This window comes from Rhizobium sp. TRM96647 (assembly GCF_025780115.1).
GTDB lineage: Bacteria > Pseudomonadota > Alphaproteobacteria > Rhizobiales > Rhizobiaceae > Mycoplana.
The window spans coordinates 515,536-532,892 of sequence record NZ_JAOXHF010000003.1 but is presented as its reverse complement, the minus strand read 5'-3'; the positions used below and the strand labels follow the sequence as shown (position 1 = coordinate 532,892).

The 17,357-nt window shown below is 64.6% G+C and carries 18 protein-coding genes; 14 read left to right on the top strand and 4 right to left on the bottom strand.

What is annotated here, in order from left to right; all coding sequences use genetic code 11:
- The first annotated feature begins 45 nt into the window (after positions 1 to 45).
- The 7 genes from OCK02_RS08320 (at position 46) to OCK02_RS08290 (ending at position 6,455) form a co-directional block, all read left to right on the top strand.
- On the top strand, positions 46 to 1,566 hold the full coding sequence (locus OCK02_RS08320; protein ID WP_263812624.1) for an aldehyde dehydrogenase family protein: 1,521 nt from the start codon (positions 46 to 48) through the stop codon (positions 1,564 to 1,566).
- A gap of 145 nt (positions 1,567 to 1,711) precedes the next feature.
- Positions 1,712 to 2,662 (top strand): substrate-binding domain-containing protein, encoded by a 951-nt coding sequence (locus OCK02_RS08315; RefSeq protein WP_230806580.1) that lies wholly within the window; start codon positions 1,712 to 1,714, stop codon positions 2,660 to 2,662.
- Between the two features lie 68 nt (positions 2,663 to 2,730).
- A complete protein-coding gene (locus OCK02_RS08310) occupies positions 2,731 to 3,750 on the top strand; it encodes an ABC transporter permease (RefSeq protein ID WP_263812623.1) in 1,020 nt (339 codons plus the stop codon).
- Positions 3,750 to 4,487 carry an ATP-binding cassette domain-containing protein gene (locus OCK02_RS08305; protein ID WP_230806582.1) on the top strand — a complete coding sequence of 246 codons (738 nt, stop codon included), beginning with the start codon at positions 3,750 to 3,752 and terminating at the stop codon, positions 4,485 to 4,487. The genes OCK02_RS08310 and OCK02_RS08305 overlap by 1 nt, the downstream gene beginning before the upstream one ends.
- Positions 4,488 to 4,517: 30 nt before the next feature.
- The gene (gene kduI / locus OCK02_RS08300; RefSeq protein ID WP_263812622.1) at positions 4,518 to 5,360 is read left to right on the top strand and encodes a 5-dehydro-4-deoxy-D-glucuronate isomerase; all 843 of its coding nucleotides are present in this window, start codon (positions 4,518 to 4,520) and stop codon (positions 5,358 to 5,360) included.
- Entirely contained in the window at positions 5,357 to 6,112 is a 756-nt protein-coding gene (gene kduD, locus OCK02_RS08295) for a 2-dehydro-3-deoxy-D-gluconate 5-dehydrogenase KduD (RefSeq protein ID WP_263812621.1), read from the top strand. The genes kduI and kduD overlap by 4 nt, the downstream gene beginning before the upstream one ends.
- A gap of 10 nt (positions 6,113 to 6,122) precedes the next feature.
- Positions 6,123 to 6,455 (top strand): cupin domain-containing protein, encoded by a 333-nt coding sequence (locus OCK02_RS08290; RefSeq protein ID WP_263812620.1) that lies wholly within the window; start codon positions 6,123 to 6,125, stop codon positions 6,453 to 6,455.
- 87 nt (positions 6,456 to 6,542) lie between these two features.
- On the opposite strand, the gene OCK02_RS08285 is transcribed toward OCK02_RS08290, so the two are convergent.
- The 3 genes from OCK02_RS08285 to OCK02_RS08275 form a co-directional block, all read right to left on the bottom strand.
- Positions 6,543 to 8,051, bottom strand: coding sequence for a tripartite tricarboxylate transporter permease (locus tag OCK02_RS08285; protein ID WP_263812619.1), 1,509 nt, complete (start codon positions 8,049 to 8,051; stop codon positions 6,543 to 6,545).
- Between the two features lie 54 nt (positions 8,052 to 8,105).
- A complete protein-coding gene (locus OCK02_RS08280) occupies positions 8,106 to 8,579 on the bottom strand; it encodes a tripartite tricarboxylate transporter TctB family protein (RefSeq protein WP_263812618.1) in 474 nt (157 codons plus the stop codon).
- 63 nt (positions 8,580 to 8,642) lie between these two features.
- Positions 8,643 to 9,614, bottom strand: a complete 972-nt coding sequence (locus tag OCK02_RS08275; protein ID WP_263812617.1) for a tripartite tricarboxylate transporter substrate binding protein — start codon at positions 9,612 to 9,614, stop codon at positions 8,643 to 8,645.
- A gap of 343 nt (positions 9,615 to 9,957) precedes the next feature.
- Between OCK02_RS08275 and OCK02_RS08270 the strand changes: the two genes are divergently transcribed.
- The 4 genes from OCK02_RS08270 to OCK02_RS08255 are packed head-to-tail and all read left to right on the top strand — an operon-like array spanning position 9,958 to position 13,359.
- Entirely contained in the window at positions 9,958 to 10,671 is a 714-nt protein-coding gene (locus OCK02_RS08270; protein ID WP_263812616.1) for an FCD domain-containing protein, read from the top strand.
- A gap of 40 nt (positions 10,672 to 10,711) precedes the next feature.
- Entirely contained in the window at positions 10,712 to 11,716 is a 1,005-nt protein-coding gene (locus OCK02_RS08265) for a PdxA family protein (protein WP_230806590.1), read from the top strand.
- Between the two features lie 3 nt (positions 11,717 to 11,719).
- Positions 11,720 to 12,691, top strand: a complete 972-nt coding sequence (locus tag OCK02_RS08260) for a sugar phosphate isomerase/epimerase family protein (protein WP_263812615.1) — start codon at positions 11,720 to 11,722, stop codon at positions 12,689 to 12,691.
- Positions 12,688 to 13,359 (top strand): aspartate/glutamate racemase family protein, encoded by a 672-nt coding sequence (locus OCK02_RS08255; protein ID WP_263812614.1) that lies wholly within the window; start codon positions 12,688 to 12,690, stop codon positions 13,357 to 13,359. The genes OCK02_RS08260 and OCK02_RS08255 overlap by 4 nt, the downstream gene beginning before the upstream one ends.
- A gap of 104 nt (positions 13,360 to 13,463) precedes the next feature.
- Here OCK02_RS08255 and OCK02_RS26130 read toward each other — a convergent pair whose 3' ends face one another.
- A complete protein-coding gene (locus OCK02_RS26130) occupies positions 13,464 to 14,102 on the bottom strand; it encodes a GntR family transcriptional regulator (RefSeq protein WP_318530118.1) in 639 nt (212 codons plus the stop codon).
- Between the two features lie 205 nt (positions 14,103 to 14,307).
- On the opposite strand from OCK02_RS26130, the gene OCK02_RS08240 reads away from it, so the two are divergent.
- Genes OCK02_RS08240 through OCK02_RS08230 form a run of 3 tightly spaced genes read left to right on the top strand, consistent with a single transcriptional unit; the run spans position 14,308 to position 17,341 of the window.
- Positions 14,308 to 15,306 (top strand): Bug family tripartite tricarboxylate transporter substrate binding protein, encoded by a 999-nt coding sequence (locus OCK02_RS08240; protein WP_263812613.1) that lies wholly within the window; start codon positions 14,308 to 14,310, stop codon positions 15,304 to 15,306.
- A 21-nt stretch (positions 15,307 to 15,327) separates the two neighbouring features.
- On the top strand, positions 15,328 to 15,795 hold the full coding sequence (locus OCK02_RS08235) for a tripartite tricarboxylate transporter TctB family protein (protein WP_263812612.1): 468 nt from the start codon (positions 15,328 to 15,330) through the stop codon (positions 15,793 to 15,795).
- A 4-nt stretch (positions 15,796 to 15,799) separates the two neighbouring features.
- Positions 15,800 to 17,341, top strand: a complete 1,542-nt coding sequence (locus OCK02_RS08230; protein WP_263812611.1) for a tripartite tricarboxylate transporter permease — start codon at positions 15,800 to 15,802, stop codon at positions 17,339 to 17,341.
- Positions 17,342 to 17,357 lie beyond the last annotated feature (16 nt).

Here is a 17,357-nt window from a genome sequence, read left to right as displayed (position 1 = left end):
CGAACGAGGAGGGGTCGGCGCATTGCGCCCGGCCTGGGAGAGATATTGCTGACGAATTTCATTGCACCCGATACCCGTGATCCGCGGCTCAATACTAAAGCGCGCTATCAGATGCTTGTCGATGGCAAGTCCGTCGATGCGGCATCGGGCAAGACGATCGACCGCGTCAGCCCCGGTCACGCCGGCGTGGTCGTCGGCACATGGCCGGATGCTTCCGCCGATGATGTGAGGAAGGCGATCGCCGCGGCCCGCCGTGCCTTCGACACCGGCCCGTGGCCGCGCATGTCGGGCGCCGAGCGCTCCCGCCTGATGTTCAAGGTCGCCGATCTCATCCTCGAACGGCAGGACGAACTGGCCCTTATCGAGAGCCTCGAGGTCGGCAAGCCGATCGCGCAGGCCCGCGGCGAGATCGGATTCTGCGCCGATCTCTGGGCCTATGCGGCCGGGCAGGCCCGTGCGCTCGAGGGCCAGAGCCACAACAATATCGGCGACGACAGGATCGGCCTCGTCCTGCGCGAGCCCGTCGGCGTCGTCGGCATCATAACGCCCTGGAACTTTCCCTTCATCATCGCCTCGGAGCGCGTGCCGTGGGCGATCGGCGCCGGCTGCACGGTCGTGCTGAAACCCTCGGAATTCACCTCCGGCACCTCGATCCGCATGGCGGAACTGGCGCGCGAGGCGGGCATCCCCGACGGCGTCTTCAACGTCGTCACCGGCTACGGCGATCCGGCCGGCCAGGTGCTGGCGGAAGATCCCAGCACCGACATGGTGGCCTTCACCGGTTCCGTCCGCGTCGGCACCAGGCTCGGCGAGATCGCTGCCCGCACCGTCAAGCGCGTCGGCCTGGAACTCGGCGGCAAGGGGCCGCAGATCGTCTTTGCCGATGCCGACCTCGACGCGGCGGCGGACGGCATCGCCTACGGCGTCTACCACAATGCCGGCCAGTGCTGCATTTCCGGCAGCCGGTTGCTGGTCGAGGAGGGCATCCGCGATGCGCTGATGGAGCGCGTGCTGGAGATCTCCAGAAAGGTCACCTTCGGCGATCCGCTGAACGAGCGCACGAAGATCGGCGCGATGATTTCCGAGGCCCATACGGAAAAGGTGCACTCTTATGTAGAGGCCGGCCTGGAGGCGGGCGCGCGGCTGCTGCTCGGCGGCGAGCGGGTCGGTCGCGATACCGGACTGTACTATGCGCCGACGGTGTTTGCCGGCGTGACTCCGGATATGGCGATCGCCAGGGAGGAGATCTTCGGGCCGGTCTTGTCGACGCTGACCTTCAGAACTGCGGACGAGGCGGTGGCGCTCGCAAACGCCTCGGAATTCGGCCTGTCCGCCTGCGTCTGGTCCACCAATCTCGAAAACGCGCTGCAGAGCATCCGCCGCATCCGCGCCGGCCGCTGCTGGGTCAACAGCGTTATCGACGGCACGCCGGAACTGCCAATCGGCGGCTACAAGAAGAGCGGCCTCGGCCGCGAACTCGGCCGCTACGGCTTCGACGAATACTCGCAGTTCAAGGGAATCCACGTGACCCTCGGGCGCCCCGCGCCCTGGTTCGGAACCGCCTGATAGCGAAAGTTCAGGATGTCCGCCTTTGGAGGAAGGCGGAGGTCCGGGAGGAAAATCTCGGCTGGCGTGATCTTTGGTCGGAGCCCGCCAGCCGAGACTTGGGTCTTGCGACCCTGCATTGCACATCCAAAGGGAGGATACGCAAATGAAACTGACCAGGTTGAGAACCGCGGCGCTCGCCGCGGGCCTTACCGTCATGCTGGCATCCACGGCGCTGGCCGCGGACGTCAAGGCCACGATGATCATCTACCTCGATCCGAGTGTCCAGTTCTTTAATCCGGTGGTGAAGGGTGCACAAGACGCCGCCGCCCAGTTCGGCGTCGATCTCGACGTGCAGTATGCCAACAACGATCCGGTCCGGCAGAACGATCTGATCGAGAGCGCGACCGCCGCCGGCGTCGACGGCATCGCCGTCGCCATCTCCAGTTCGGACGCCTTCGACCAGAGCATCTGCTCTGCGGTCGAGGCCGGTATCATCGTCATCGGTTTCAACAATGATGATCTGGAAGGCGCCAAGGGCAATTGCCGCCAGGCCTATGTCGGCATGGACGAGTTCGCCTCGGGCTATGAACTCGGCAACCGCATGATCAAGGAATTCGGCCTGAAGGAAGGCGACGTGGTGTTCAATCCGCGCGAGATCCCCGAGGCGAGCTTCGCGGTCGCACGCGGCGGCGGCATCGAGAAGGCCATGACCGAGAACGGCATCAAGGTGGAGACGGTGCGGGCCGGGCTCGACCCGGCGGAAGCCCAGAACATCATCGCCCAGTTCCTGGTCGCCAATCCGGGCGTCAAGGCCTTGTTCGGGACCGGCTCGGTCACCTCGACCGTGGGTGCCAACGCCATCAAGGACGCCGGCGTCGACATTCCCTTCGGCGGGTTCGACCTCGCCGTCGAGATCGTCAATGCGGTGGAGTCCGGGGCGATGTTCGCGACCATGGACCAGCAGCCCTACCTGCAGGGCTACTACCCGATCGCCCAGATCGCGCTTGCGAAGAAATACGGGCTGACCCCGACCGATGTCGATACCGGGCAGGGCGCCTTCCTCGACAAGTCGCGGATCGGTTCGGTGAAGCCGCTGATCGGCAGCTTCCGCTAACCACCTTCGAAGGGGGCCGTCCGCCAGTCCGGCCGGCTCCCCGTTCTCAAACGATCGAGTGCCAGACCGTGACACCCATTCTCGCAGAAAGTGCCGCGCCACGTTCGCGGACCCGGAGACAATCGATCCTCGGGCAAATCGTCGCCATGCCGGCGGGGGCGATCTTTCTCGTCTTCGCCACCCTGCAGATCGTCTGCATCGTCGGCGCGCTGCTCTATCCGGACGAATTCCGTTATCTCTCGCCGCAGAACCTGACGATCCTGATGAAGGCCATCCCGGTGCTCGGATGCCTTGCGCTCGGCGCGGGTGTCCTGATGATCGCCGGCGAGTTCGACCTGTCCATCGGTTCCGTCTACACCTTCACCGCCATCCTGATGGCCTCGCTGGTCGAGGCCGGGCTGAGCGCCTTCATCGCAGCCCCCCTCGGCATCCTGGCCGGCCTGATGATCGGCATGCTGAACGGCCAGATCACGTTGCGCTTCGGCCTGCCGTCCTTCATCGTCACCCTGGGCGGCCTGTTGTTCTGGCGCGGCGCGGTGCTGCTCTATAACGGTGCGGTCCAGGTGCGCTTCGATCCGGAGCCCGCCTTCTCCAGCCTGTTCGCCGGCAGCCTGTTCGGCATCAACGCCGCCTTCATCTGGATCATCCTCTTCGTCGTCGGCTTTCATTTCCTGCTGCATCGTCACCGTTTCGGCAACCATGTCTTCGCCACCGGCGGCAACCGCGCCGCGGCCGAGGCGATCGGCATCAATACGGGCCGGGTCAAGCTTGTCGCCTTCGCCATCGCCGGCGGCATGGCGGCGATGGCGGGCATTCTCGCCACCGCCCGGGTCGGCAGCGTGCAGCCGGGGCAGGGGGCGGGCCTCGAGCTCCAGGCGATCGCCGCCTGCGTCATCGGCGGCCTGTCGCTGCGGGGCGGGCGCGGCTCGATCATCGGCATCTTCCTCGGCGTGCTCCTGATCCACACCATCACCGACGTGCTCCTGCTGTTGCGTGCGCCGGGCTTCTATCTCGACATGTTCATCGCGACGCTGATCGTGCTGGCCGCCATCTTCAACCATCTCATCGAGCGGCGGGGGCTTGCGTGATGTCCAGGGCCAATCTCCTCGAACTGCACAACATCTCGAAAAGCTTCGGCGCGCTGACCGCGCTGAGAAACCTCAGCTTCCATGTCGAGGAAGGCGAAGTGGTGGGCCTGCTCGGCGACAACGGCGCCGGCAAGTCGACCACGGTCAACCTGATCTCCGGCATTCACAAGCCCACGAGCGGCCATCTGAGCGTCGATGGGCGGAAGACCACCTTCACCTGCCGGTCGGATTCCGCCGAGGCCGGCATCGAGACGATCTACCAGCACACCGCGCTGGTGGATTCTTTGTCCATCACCCGCAACATCTTCATGGGACGCGAACTGACGGACCGCTTCGGCTTCCTGCGGCAGCGGGAAATGCGCGAGATCGCCATGGAGGTGCTGCAGAACGCAGTCCATATCTCGGGCATCGACAGCCCGGATACCCTCGTCGGCAACCTCTCGGGCGGCCAGAAGCAGGCCGTCGCCATCGCCCGCGCGGTCTATTTCAAGAAGCGCGTGCTGCTTCTCGACGAGCCGACCTCCGCGCTCTCGGTGCGCGAAACCGAGGCGCTCCTGAACCAGGTCCTGAAGCTCAAGGGCGAGAACGTGTCCAGCGTGCTCGTCACCCACAACCTCTACCACGCCTACCAGGTGTGCGACCGGTTCGTGATCATGAGCCACGGCACCAAGGTGTTCGACGTACAGAAGGCCGACACCACGATCAGCCAGCTGACCGAATATGTCGTGCTGACCTGACGCCACTCCTGAAGACAAGAGGCAAATATTGTGACCATTTCCGTGAAGACACGCCAGGCCGTCGGGCCGGAAGACGCCGCACGGCGCGACACGCAGGGACTGCGCGACGGCTTCGTGATCGAGGACGTGTTCCGGCCGGGCGAAATCTGCCTGACCTACAGCCACCTCGACCGGATGATCGTCGGCGGCGCGTCGCCGGTTTCCGGACGGCTTATGCTCGATCATGTCGCCGAGACCGGGACCGAGCATTTCCTCGATCGCCGCGAGGCGGCCATCGTCAATATCGGCGGTCGCGGAACGGTAAGCGTCGGCGGCACGAAGCATGTTCTCGGCGCCCGCGAAGCGCTCTATGTCGGGCTGGGCGCGGGGGCGCTGGAGTTTGCGAGCGAAGATGCCGGCACGCCGGCGCTCTTCTACCTGCTGAGCGCGCCGGCGCACCGGCCCTGCCCGACCGTGCTGATCACGCGGGACATGGCGAAGAAGGTCAGCCTCGGCTCGGCGGAGGAATCCAATGCCCGCACGATCAACCAGTATGTGCATCCGGACGTCTGCGAGAGCTGCCAGCTGCTCGTCGGCCTGACGATGTTCGAGCCGGGATCGGTCTGGAACACCATGCCGGCGCATGTGCATGACCGGCGCATGGAGGTCTATCTCTATTTCGGCATGCAGGAGACTACGCGGATCTTTCACTTCATGGGCGAGCCGGGTGAAACGAGGCACGTCGTGCTCAAGAACCATGAGGCGGTGCTGTCGCCGGGGTGGTCGATCCACTCCGGCGCCGGCACCGGCCGCTACGCCTTCATCTGGGCGATGGCCGGTGACAACATGAGCTTCACCGACATGGACAAGGTGCCAATGGAAGCGTTGCGATGAGCATGTTCGACCTCGCCGGCCGCTGGGCGATCGTCACCGGGGCCAATACCGGTATCGGCCGGGCGATTGCGACCGGTCTTGCGCAGGCCGGTGCCGATATCGTCGGCGTCGGCCGCTCGCCGATGACGGAGACCGCGGCCGATGTCGCATCCGCCGGGCGACGGTTCGTTTCCGTTATGGCTGACCTGTCCGGGGCGGGCATCGGCGCGCAAGTCGTCGCGGAAGCGCTTGCGGCCGGTGCGACGCCGGACATCCTCGTCAACAATGCCGGCATCATCCGCCGCGCCGATGCCATCGCGTTCACCGAGGAGGATTGGGATGCGGTGCTCGACACCAACCTGAAGTCCGTCTTCTTTCTCTGCCAGGCCTTCGCGAAGGCGGCGATCGCGGCGGAGCGGCCGGCGAAGATCATCAGCATCGCTTCGCTGCTCTCCTTCCAGGGCGGAATCCGTGTGCCGTCCTATACCGCGGCCAAGAGCGGGCTTGCGGGGCTCACCAAGCTGATGGCAAACGAATGGGCGGCCAGGGGCATCAACGTCAACGCCATTGCGCCGGGCTATGTCGAGACCAACAATACCGAGGCGCTGCGTGCCGATCCGGAGCGCAACGCCGATATCCTGAAACGCATACCGGCCGGGCGCTGGGCGCGGCCGGACGATATGGTCGGTGCCGCGGTCTTCCTTGCGGCTCCCGCATCCGATTATGTCCATGGCGCCATCCTGCCGGTCGACGGCGGCTGGCTCGCCCGATGAGAGAACCGAAATGCCTTACTATGCCTTGCCTGAGAATATCGTCTGGACCGAAGTTGCGCGGGGTAACCGCCGCGCAGTCCTGAGCGAGCGTCCGGAACTGATGCTGGTTGCCTTCCGTTTCGACAAGGGCGCCGTCGGCGCGCTGCACGCGCACCCGCACACGCAGGTAAGCTATGTCGCAGAGGGAAGCTTCGACGTCACCGTGGATGGCGTCACGACCCGCCTCGGTCCCGGAAGCAGCTTCATCGTTGCGCCCGATCTCGTCCATGGGGTGGTGGCGCTGACGGACGGCCTGTTGATCGACACGTTCACGCCGCGCCGCGACGACTTTTTGACGCCTTGATCGTGATGCGGCGGTCGCCGCGCAAGGGCACGGCAGGTCACGGTGGGACAGGGAGTGGCCGGTTTCGTGTCGCCACTCCCCGCTGCGTCAAGCCTGGGAGGGCTTCATGGCGCGCTGATAGAGGCGGTTGATCCAGGGCATCACGATGACCAGCGCCGTGGCGATGAAGATCGTCAGCGAAATCGGATGCGAGTAGAAGACGCTGAGGTCGCCGCGCGAGGCGATCAGTGTCCGGCGCACGCCGAGCTCCAGGAGCGGGCCGAGCACCACGCCCATGATTAGCGGCACGGCGGGATATTTCAGCTTCGCCATCACATAACCGAGCACGCCGAAGACGGCCATGATCAGCAGCGCCTCCAGGCTGAGGTCGATGCTGTAGATACCGTAGATGACGATGCCCATCACAATCGAAAACAGCAACCCGCGCGAGACGAAGATCGCGGCCGCGAGGATCGGGGTCAAAAGGATGGTGATGAACACCAGCGCCAGATTGCCGATGTAGAAGGTGCCGAACAGGGTCCAGACGAACTCGCCCTGCTCCTGGAACAGGCGCGGCCCGGGCTGCAGGCCGACCATCAGCAGGCCGGCGAGCAGGACCGCGGTCGTGGCCGAGCCGGGAATGCCGAGCGTGAACAGGGTGACCATCGCCCCGTAGGAGGCGCTGTTGTTGGCGGCTTCGGGGGCGGCAACGCCGTCGAGCGCGCCCTTGCCGAAGGTCTCGGGCTCCTTCGACATCTTCTTGGCCGCGCCGTAAGCCATCATCGTGGATGCCGTGGCGCCGGCGCCCGGCAGCACGCCGACCAGGAAGCCGATCAGCGAGCCTACGACGAGTGTGGTCTTCGTCGCCACCAGGTCGGCAAGCCGCGGGAGCATCGAGCGGTAGCTGTAGGTGGCCGCATCAACCTTGTCAGGCGTCTCCTCCTCCAGCGCCATGAACATCTGGCCGAGGCCGAACATGCCGACGGCGATCAGCGAGAATTCGATGCCTTCGAGCAGCGCCATGCTGCCGAAGGTGAAGCGCGGGCCACCCATGATCTGGTCGAGGCCGATCATGCCGAGCCAGAGGCCGATGCCGAGCGCCAGGAAGCTCTTCAGGTGATCGTCGGTGCCGAGCACCGCGACGAGCGAGAGTGACAGCACCATCAGCGCGGTCATCTCGGTCGGACCGAACATCAGCGCGTATCGTGAGACGACGTTGGCCATCAGCGTCAGGCCGATGAGACCGATCAGACCGCCGATGAAGGAGGCATAGGTGGCGAGCCCGAGGGCGCGGCCGGCCTGTCCCATCTTGGCCAGCGGATATCCGTCCATCACGGTCATGACGGAAGGCGCGTCGCCGGGGATGCCGAGCAGGATCGAGGTGACGGCGCCGCCGAACATCGCGCCGTAATAGACGCCGGCGAGCATGGCGAGCGCCACGGTCGGCTCGAAGCCGACGGCCACCGGCAGCATGATGGCGACGCCGGCGGTCGGCCCGAGGCCGGGCAGGGCGCCGATCAGGAGCCCGACGAGGGCGCCGACGAAGATGGCAAGGAGCATTCCGGGATCGGTCGCGGCCGTCGCGATGCCGTGTCCCAACAGAGTAAGCGTTTCCATAACAGTCTCCGGGGTCGCGGGGACCCGCGTCAGTGGAGGTTGCGTGCCGGCGGCTCAGAAGCCGAGCGGGCCGGTGACGAGCGGCACGCGGATGATCATGCCGAAGAGGATGTGGCAGGCGATGACGGTGCCGATGCTGAGCCCTATGAGCTTCCAGCGGAAATTGCCGCCCTTGCGGTGCGGCTCCTCGGTGAGGTAGCCGATGACGATCATGGCGATCGCGGCCGCCGCGGCCATGCCGATGAAGGGCGCGGCGAAGACGAACCCGACAACGGCGGCGGTGACGCCGGCGATGCCGAGCAGGACGGGCCGAACGATCTCGCCCTTGAGCCGTTCGCGTCCGGCAAGGTCGCGCAGGAGGATGGCGGCGGCGAGAACGGTCATGAGAAGGCCGGCGATCGCCGGGAAGAAGCCGGGACCGGGCACGGCATTGCGATAGAGGCCGTAGTTCCAGCCGCTGATCGTGATGTAAAGGCCGAGCACGAGCGCTGCGATCGTGAACATGCGGTCGAGAAGGGCGATCTTCATGAAATCCTCCCGGATATGCCTAAAGACATGCGGCTGCGCCGGTTGCCCGGCGCAGCGTGATCGTTACTTGATGAGGCCGAGGGTCGTCATCAGCGCGGTGTAGTCGGCGTTGCGCTTGTCCATTTCCGCGGCGAACTCGGCACCGGCCATGTATTTCGGCACGACCTTGAAGCGGTCGAGATACTGCGTCTTCCAGTTCTCGCTTTCCAGTGCCTTCTTGATGATGTCGGCCCAGTAGGCCACGGCATCGTCGGGGGCGTTGGCGGGCATGACGAAGCCGCGAAGCTGGGTCAGCACCACGTCATATCCGCTTTCCTTGATCGTCGGCACGTCCGGGAAGGCCGGCAGCCGCTCCTCGGAGCTGACCGCGATCGGGCGCACGTCGCCGGACTGGATCAGCGGCAGCACCTCGCTCGGATTGCCGAACTGCACCTCGATGTGCCCACCCAGCAGCGCCGCCACCACTTCGCCGTCGCCGCCGAAGGGAACGACGTCGGCCTCGATGCCCATCGCCGTTTCCAGCCGCTGCGCCAGAAGCGCGGGATCGGCGACGATGCCGGTGGTGCCGGAGATCATCTTGCCGGCCGCCTTGATGTCCTGGAGGCTTTTGATCGGGGAATCCTTGGAGACCACCATGATGTAGGGGTCTTCGGAGACGGCCGCGAGCGGCTTGAAGTCCTTGTAGGTGACCGGGGATTCGCCGAGCAGCGGCGTGGTGAAGAAGCTGACGCCGATGTTGGCCCACAGATAGGGGTCCTCGCCGCGCTTGGCGGCATAGCTGTAGCCGACGGCGCCGCTGCCGCCGGTGCGGTTCTCGACGACGAAGTTCGATTCCGTCAGGTCCATCTTGGAGATGGTGTCGGTCAGGATGCGAGTGATGGTGTCGCTGCCGCCGCCCGCCGAACTGGTGACGACGACGGTGACGTCGCGTTCCGGCGTGAACGCATGTGCGGCGCCGGCGGCCAGAAGACCGGCCGTGAGCGCCAGCGTGCGAACGCCATGAAGGCTGAAAGAGTGGGAAATTATTGTCGACATTTAAGGTTCCTCCCAAAAGTCGTGTATGGCAAAATGGTCAGAAAAGCCAGCATAGGACCGCTGCATTCTCCCTCGGCGGCGCGGCTTTCGACGGCGAGAGAACGCCCTTGCGTCGCAATTGTCAACAATAATATTCCCATTTATTCAAGGATGACTTCGTTCTGACAGCGGCGTAAGTATGTCATATATTTGTTATTTAACGATAAAATTTCGAGAAGAATTTATCGGGCGAAAGCTCCACCATCAGGGTGGAGGTCGGAGAAAGCAAAAATTGCCGACACTTTTGAAAAATTGTTGACACTTTTAGGCGCCGAGCTATGTTCAAGCCTCAGGAGGCCCGTTCATGACGACAACCGAACTCTATTCCACGCCGGAATCCGGTGCGGCGCAGTCGATCGCGACCGGCATCTATCGCGAGCTCGAGACGATGATCATCGAAGGCGCGCTGGCTCCGGGCGACCGCATCAACGAGAAGTCGTTCGCCGACCAGCGGGGCATCAGCCGCGGGCCGATCCGCGAGGCCTGCCGTCGGCTGGAAGAGGCAGGGCTGGTCGAGTTCAAGGTCAACCGCGGCTTCTTCGTCCGCGTCCTCGATCTTCGCGACGTGCTGGAGATCTACGACGTCCGGGCGGCGCTGTTCGCCCATGCAGGCCGGATTCTCGCGCGGCGGATCACCGGCGACCAACTTGCCGAACTTGCCGCGCTGCACGAGGAGATGGAGGCGGCGGTCGCGGCGGGGGAGGCGGATCTTTTCTATACGCTGAACCGGCGCTTCCATTCCCGCATCATGGCGTTCACCAAGAACAACCATCTGGCCGACATCTATGAAGGCCTCGATCGCGAGCTTCACATCTGGCGCAAGCGCGCGCTCATCCTCGACGGCAACGTGCGGGCCTCGTCGGCCGAGCACGGGCTGATCCTGGACGTACTCAGAAACGGCAATCCTTCACGGATCGCGCAGGTGCTGCGCGATCACAGTCTCGCCGGCCGAAACCGTCTGTTGCGCACCATGCCGGAGCAGGTGGCAAGGCTGCAGATGGACTGGGACGACGACTGAACACAAATCCCCAAGTTGCAAGCCAATCAAAGAGGTTCCCATGTATACCCAGTCCGGTAAACCCATCGTCGCGATCTCCAACGGCGATCCGTCGGGCATCGGCCCCGAGATCACGCTGAAGGCGATGACGAAGGCGGAGGTGCGCGATGTCGCGGCACCGATCGTCGTCGGCAGCCCGGAAGTGTTCGAGCGTGACCTGGCGCTTGCCGGCGCGCCGCTGAAGATCCGCCTGCTCGAAAAGGCCTCGGACGCCACCGGCGACGCCGGTACCGTCGAGATCCTGCCCTTCGATAGGCTCGATCTCTCGCAGTGCCCGCGCGGCGAGGTCTCGGCCGAAGCCGGTCGCTACAGCGGCTTCAGCATCGCCAAGGCCATCGAGCTCGGCATGGCGGGAACGGTTCACTCGGTGGTCGTTTCGCCGAACAACAAGCGCGCCATGAAGAATGGCGGCCACGAGCATACCGGCTTCGAGGAGATCGCCCGTCACTATACCGGTGCCAAGCGCTCCATTCAGATCCTGATGGGCCGCAAGTACAACCTCGCGCGCGTCACCAACCACGTTCCGTTGCGCCAGGTGGCCGACATCTGCACCCGCGAGCGGGTGTTCGGCCAGATCAAGGTGCTGAAGGACAGCCTGGCGATGGTCGGCTTGAACGACCCCGTCATCGGTGTCTCCGGCCTCAATCCGCACAATGGCGAGCACGGGCTGATGGGCACCGAGGAGATGACCGACATCGGCCCGGCCTGCGACGACGCCCGCGCGGAGGGCCTCCGCGTCATCGGCCCGATCCCGGCCGACACGGTGTTCGTCGACATCGACAAGCTCGGCCTCGACATCGTGCTGTCGATGTATCACGACCACGGCAATTCGGGCATCAAGATCCTCGAGTTCGGCCATCTGGTGAACTTCATCGGCGGCCTGCCGATCCCGGTCTTCACGGTCTCGCATGGCACCGCCTTCGACATCGCCGGCAAGGGCATCGCCGGCTCCACCAACATGGAGCTGTCGATCATCGCCGCGGCCAAGAGCGTCAGGGCGCACTGAGCGATGCTGCGCATCGGCCCCCATGCCTTCGGAGCGGGCGTCGTTCATGGCGCGGCCTATGCCGGCCATGACCACGACCAGTTGGCGACGACGGAACGCTTCCTGCTCGATCCCGCGGTCCAGTGCGTCGAGGGCGCCTGGCAACTGGACGGGGAGGAGGCGGCCCGCCTGCGCGACCACCTCTCCTGGTCGGGCTGCGACGTCGTCTACGTCGTCGGCGGCTTCATGCGCCGGCAGGCGATAGACCCGGGCGCGGCGACGGCGGAGGCGCGGGCAAAGGCGCTGGACGCGCTGAAGGCGCTGGTGGAGACTGCCAGCTTCTATGGCGCGACGATGATGCTCCTGTGCTCCGGAGCCGATCCGGGGCCGGAGCGGAGGGCCGAGGCGATCGGCCATTTCGGCGCGGCGGTCGAGGCACTCTGCGCCCATGCCAGGGCGGTCCGGCCGGACCGCCCGATGTGGATCACGGTGGAGCATTTCGACCGCGAGCTCGACCAGAAGCGGCTGCTGGGCCCGACTGCCGAGGCGGCAGCACTGCTGCGGGAGGTGCGCAAGCGCCACGCCAATGTCGGCATGACCGTCGACCTCAGCCACGTCGTCCAGCTCGGCGAGGATATCGAGGAGGCGGTCGCGGTCGCAGGCGAGCTTCTGATCCACGCCCATGTCGCCAATTGCGGTCTCGACCGCGCCGTTCCCGCGACCTTCGGCGATTCACATTGCCGCTTCGGCGCGGCGGGCGGCGCCGTCGTCCTTGCCGACGTCGTGCGCTTTCTCAAGGCGCTCGTCCGCAACGGCTACGGCGCGCGGGCGCTGCCGACAACGATGCCGATCATCACCGTCGAGATGAAGACGCCGCAGGGCGAGACGCCGGAACTGGCGCTAGCCAGCGGTTTGCGGATGCTCGCGCATGCGGCGATGCGTGCCGACATCGAGCTGGCGCGGGAGGCGTCGGGCGTACAGGGGGCAGAATCATGAAATCCAGGCCGCGGATCGTCCTCTATCATGCGACACCGGTCGCGATGGAGCCGGTGATATCGTCCATGGCGCGGCTGTGGCCCGAGGCCGAAGCCGTCAACCTGCTCGACGACGGGTTGACCATCGACCGGGCGAAGGAGGGGGCGGAACTCTCCGACGAACTCACCGGGCGCTTCGTCGATTTCGGCCGCTACGCGCACCGGATCGGCGCCGACGGCATCCTGGTGACCTGCTCGGCCTTCGGTCCGGCGATCGAGAAAATGGCCGACGAACTGCCCGTTCCGGTGCTGAAGCCGAACGAGGCCATGTTCCGCGATGCGATCGCAGCCGGCGGCCGCATCGGCATGCTGGCGACCTTCGCTCCTGCCATCTCGACGATGACGGAAGAGTTCGGCCAGTTCGCCTCGGACACCGGCGCTGCCGCGACGCTCGACACGATCGTCGTCGCCGACGCCATCGATCTGCTGCGCAAGGGCGATGCGGCGGCGCACAACCGCCTCGTCGCCGCCCGCGCGCCGGAACTCGCAAGGCATGACGCCATCATGCTGGCGCACTTTTCGACATCGCGGGCGGCCGAGGCCGTTCGGGCGGTCGTCGACGTACCGGTCCTGTCAGCCCCCGATGCGGCCGTCCTGCGCATGCGCGCCCTTGTCAACGGAGAGGGATGACGCTCCCCGGTGCATAGCTGATGCTCTCACCGAGGCAGGTGATATCGTCTACATAGCTGGCAAGGCGGCCGCCAGGGCGGCCTTCATTGTTGCGGTGGCAGAGATCACTGCGGCGTTTCCTCGCCTGCCCGAAGGATCGCTGCGGCGGTGAGGATGTGGGTGCGCATGACGGAATGCGCCAGAAGATCGTCCTTCAGCCGGAAGGCGTGCAGCAGGATCCGGTGATCGCTGTTGCTGCGATGGACCTCCTCTTCGTCGAACTGGTTGAAGGTCATCGTCAGCACGGCCAGGTCCATCAGTTGCGTCGCGGTTCGCTCCGCATGGGGGAGGCCGGAGATCTGCAGGATGCGGAGATGAAGCTGGCGGTTGAGGGTGCTCCTGGACTGCGGCGCGGGGCTTTCGTCATGATCGCTTTCACGCTCCATCAGGTCGCAAAGGGCGGCAAGCTCCTCGATCTCCTCTTTCGTGATGCGCCTTGCCGCATGGGCCGCCGCCTGGGCTTCGATGTCGGCGCGGATGACGAAACTGGAATACAGCTCCTCGAAATTCCAGGGCCTGACGATCGCGCCGACATGAGGGCGCAGCTCGATGAAGCCGTCGGCCGCAAGATTGCGCAGTGCCTCCCGGACCGGCGTCCGGCTTACGCCAAGCTCGGTTGCGATGGTGACTTCGCCAAGGCGTTCACTGGGAGAAAAACGGCCTGATAGTATGCAATCCCGTACATGGTCATAGGCGCGCTGCATGGCAGTCAAGCTGATTCCTGTTCTGGAGGATGATGCCTTGTCGTTATTTTTGCTCACTTTTCCCCCGTAATCGGCTTCGATCGTTTCAATGAAAATTTTTCAACGAGATGTTAGATGGTTGACGCAATGCATACAATCCTGCTCTTTTCAATTCGGCGATGTGGGAGCGTCGCCGATGACAGCAGTTGCGTGAAGGGAGGAACACATGCAATTCAGTCGCCGTACATTCCTGAAGGTCGCAGGCGCGACGCCGATCGTCGCCGGGCTGGGTGCGTTGCCGGTCCATGCGTCGGCAGCCTATCCCCACAGCAAATTGACCCTGCTCGTGCCCTTCGATGCAGGCGGTTCCGCCGACCGGCTCGCCCGGGCCATCGCCCAGTTCCTGCCGTCCGAGCTCGGCGAGACGCCGGTGACGGTGGTCAATCGCTCCGGCGGGTCCGGCACGCTCGGTTTCACCTGGTTCTCCCGGCAGAAGGACGATGGCTCGGTCGCCATGGTGGCGCCGATCAATCCCTATCTGATCTCCGCGGTGTTGCGCGGCCAGGGCAACCTGAAATGGGACGACTTCCACCACATCAATGGCCAGTGGCAGGACTACTACGTCGTCCTGGTCAACAAGGCGCAGCCCTACGAGACGATGGAGAGCCTGCTCAAGGACATCCGCGAAAACCCGGGCAAGGTCAGCTGTGCGGTCATCCCGGGCGACGGCGGCCATCTTTCGGCGGTCATCATGCTGGACCGGCTCGGCATCCCGAAGGAAAACGTCAACTGGATCACCTATGACGGCGGCGGGCCGATGCGCACGGCGATCGCGGGCGACCAGGCAACGATGACCTTCATCTCCGCCCTCGGCAGCAACGTCATCGCCGATCAGGTTCGTCCCCTTGCCGTCTATCGCGACGAGCGTGACGATGCCCGTTGGCCGGCCCCGACGATCAACGAGGCGCTGAAACCGTTCAATGTCGAGGTGCCGGTGCTGGCGGCCGACCTTCGTTGCCTCACGGTCCAGAAGACATTCGTCGAGAGCCACCCGGACGTCTACGAGCAACTCGTGGCCGCCTACCGGCGCATGCTCGAGCGACAGGATTTCCGCGATTTCGTCGCCAAGGGCGAGATCGGCGGCGACTGGATGGGGCCGGAAGCAACGGCGGCCTCGCTGAAGAAGAGCTACGAGATCTTCGAGCAGTACCTTCCGCAGCTCTGACGTAGCGACAGGATCGGAGTCATGAACATCACCATCAATAGAGCGGGCCATTTCGGCCTGCTCCTGATCTTCGCCGCATTCGTCATCTGGTTCACCCACAATGCCTGGGTCGCCAGCCCGACGACGATCAACATGCTGCTGATCGCGCCGACGGCACTGCTGGCCCTGTGCCTCATCGTCGCGATTGCGGCGGGACTTGTCCTGCATCCGGAGCGGGATGCCGATGGTCCCGAAGATGAAGGCGACGGTTCGTTGCGCCAGCGGTTCGGCGTTCCGATCGGCTGTCTCGCGCTCGCGCTCTATGTCCTCAGCCTTGAGACGATCGGCTACGACATTGCAGGGGTTCTGTTCTGTGCCGCAACGATGGTGCTGATGGGCAAGCGCAACCTGCTCGTCATCGTTCTCTATTCCCTCCTTGTCGGTTTCGGTCCTGTCTGGATCCTGCAGCACCCGATGGGGATACCGGTTCATTCCCTGATCCTGGAGTAGTGGGATGTTCGATTTCCAAGCCATTCTGGATGCCTTCGCCTCCTTGTTCTCCATGCCCATGGCATGGGTCGTCGTTCCGCTCGGGATCTTCATCGGCCTCGTTTTCGGAGCCATTCCGGGCCTCTCCGTTCCGATCGCGATGGCGATTTTCCTGCCGATGACGCTGTATATGGACTTCCTGGAGTCCATTCTCTTCCTGACGGCGATCTTCACCGGCGGCGGATTCGGCGGTTCGATACCCGCAATCCTGATGAACGTCCCCGGGACGTCTGCGGCCATCGCGACGTGCTTTGACGGCTATCCGATGGCGAAGAAGGGGCAACACAACCGGGCGCTCGGGCTTGCGCTCAGTGCCTCCACCGTCGGCACGGCATTCGGCTACCTTATGCTGCTCGTCATTCTCGAGCCGCTATCGCATGTCGTCCTGAAGCTCGGCCCCGCCGAACTGTTTCTCGTCGCAGTCATCGGCCTGCTGCTGATCGGGCTGATGACGGACGGGCGCTTCTGGCGGGCGATCGCGGCTGGCGCGCTTGGCGTCCTCCTCGCACTCATCGGCATGAGTTCGGCGGGGACGGAGCGCGGCACGTTCGGCTCGCTCTATCTCCTGGACGGCGTCGACACGAATGCGGCCATGATCGGCCTTTTCGCGGCGTCCGAACTCTTCCTTCTCGTCAAGAGCGACTATCTCGTCAAGGACCAGGAAAGCCGTCGGGTCAGCACCCGCGAGATCATCAGCGGCTTCTTCTCCATCGGCGGCAATTCGGGGACCCTGCTGCGCGGTTCCGCGCTTGGCGCGGGGCTGGGCGTCATCCCGGGCCTCGGATCCTCGATCGCCAATCTCGTATCCTACAGTGTGACGAAGCGGTTCTCGAAAAATCCTGATAGCTTCGGCAAGGGCAACCCTGACGGCGTGGTCGCTGCCGAATCCGCCAATTCCTCCTCGGAGGGTGGCTCGATGGTCGGGCTTCTGGCGCTCGGCATCCCTTCGAGCGCTGCGACCGCCATCATGCTCAGCGCGTTTTCGATGCACAACGTCACCGGAGGGCCACGCTTCATATCCGACCAGAAGGACGTCGTGTATGCCATTATTGCGGGCAACCTGATCCAGGCCATCATCCTCGCCTTGATCGGTGTCGTCTTCATCCGCTTCGTCGTCTACATCGTTCGCGTGCCATTGGCCTATCTTCTGCCGCCGATCGTCATCTGCACGGCGCTCGGTTCCTATGCGCTGACGACCAGTATCAGCGGCCCGGTGACGCTTCTGGTCTTTTCGATCCTGGGCGTCTTGATGAAACGCTACGGCTATTCCGTCGTCGCCATGGTGATCGGCCTTCTGCTTGGCCTGATGATGGAGGGCAACCTCGTCCGCACCTGGCAGCTTGGCGGCGGAAGCCTTTGGCCCCTGATCGAGCGTCCGATCTCGATTGCCATACTGGCCCTGATCATCATCTCCGTCGGCGCGGCCCTCTACGGCTCATGGAAGCGCCGGCAGGATCGGTCTTCCTCCCTGCTGCCGGGCGAGGAACTCGCCGGTCGGGATGCCTAGCCCCACGTTTCAATTC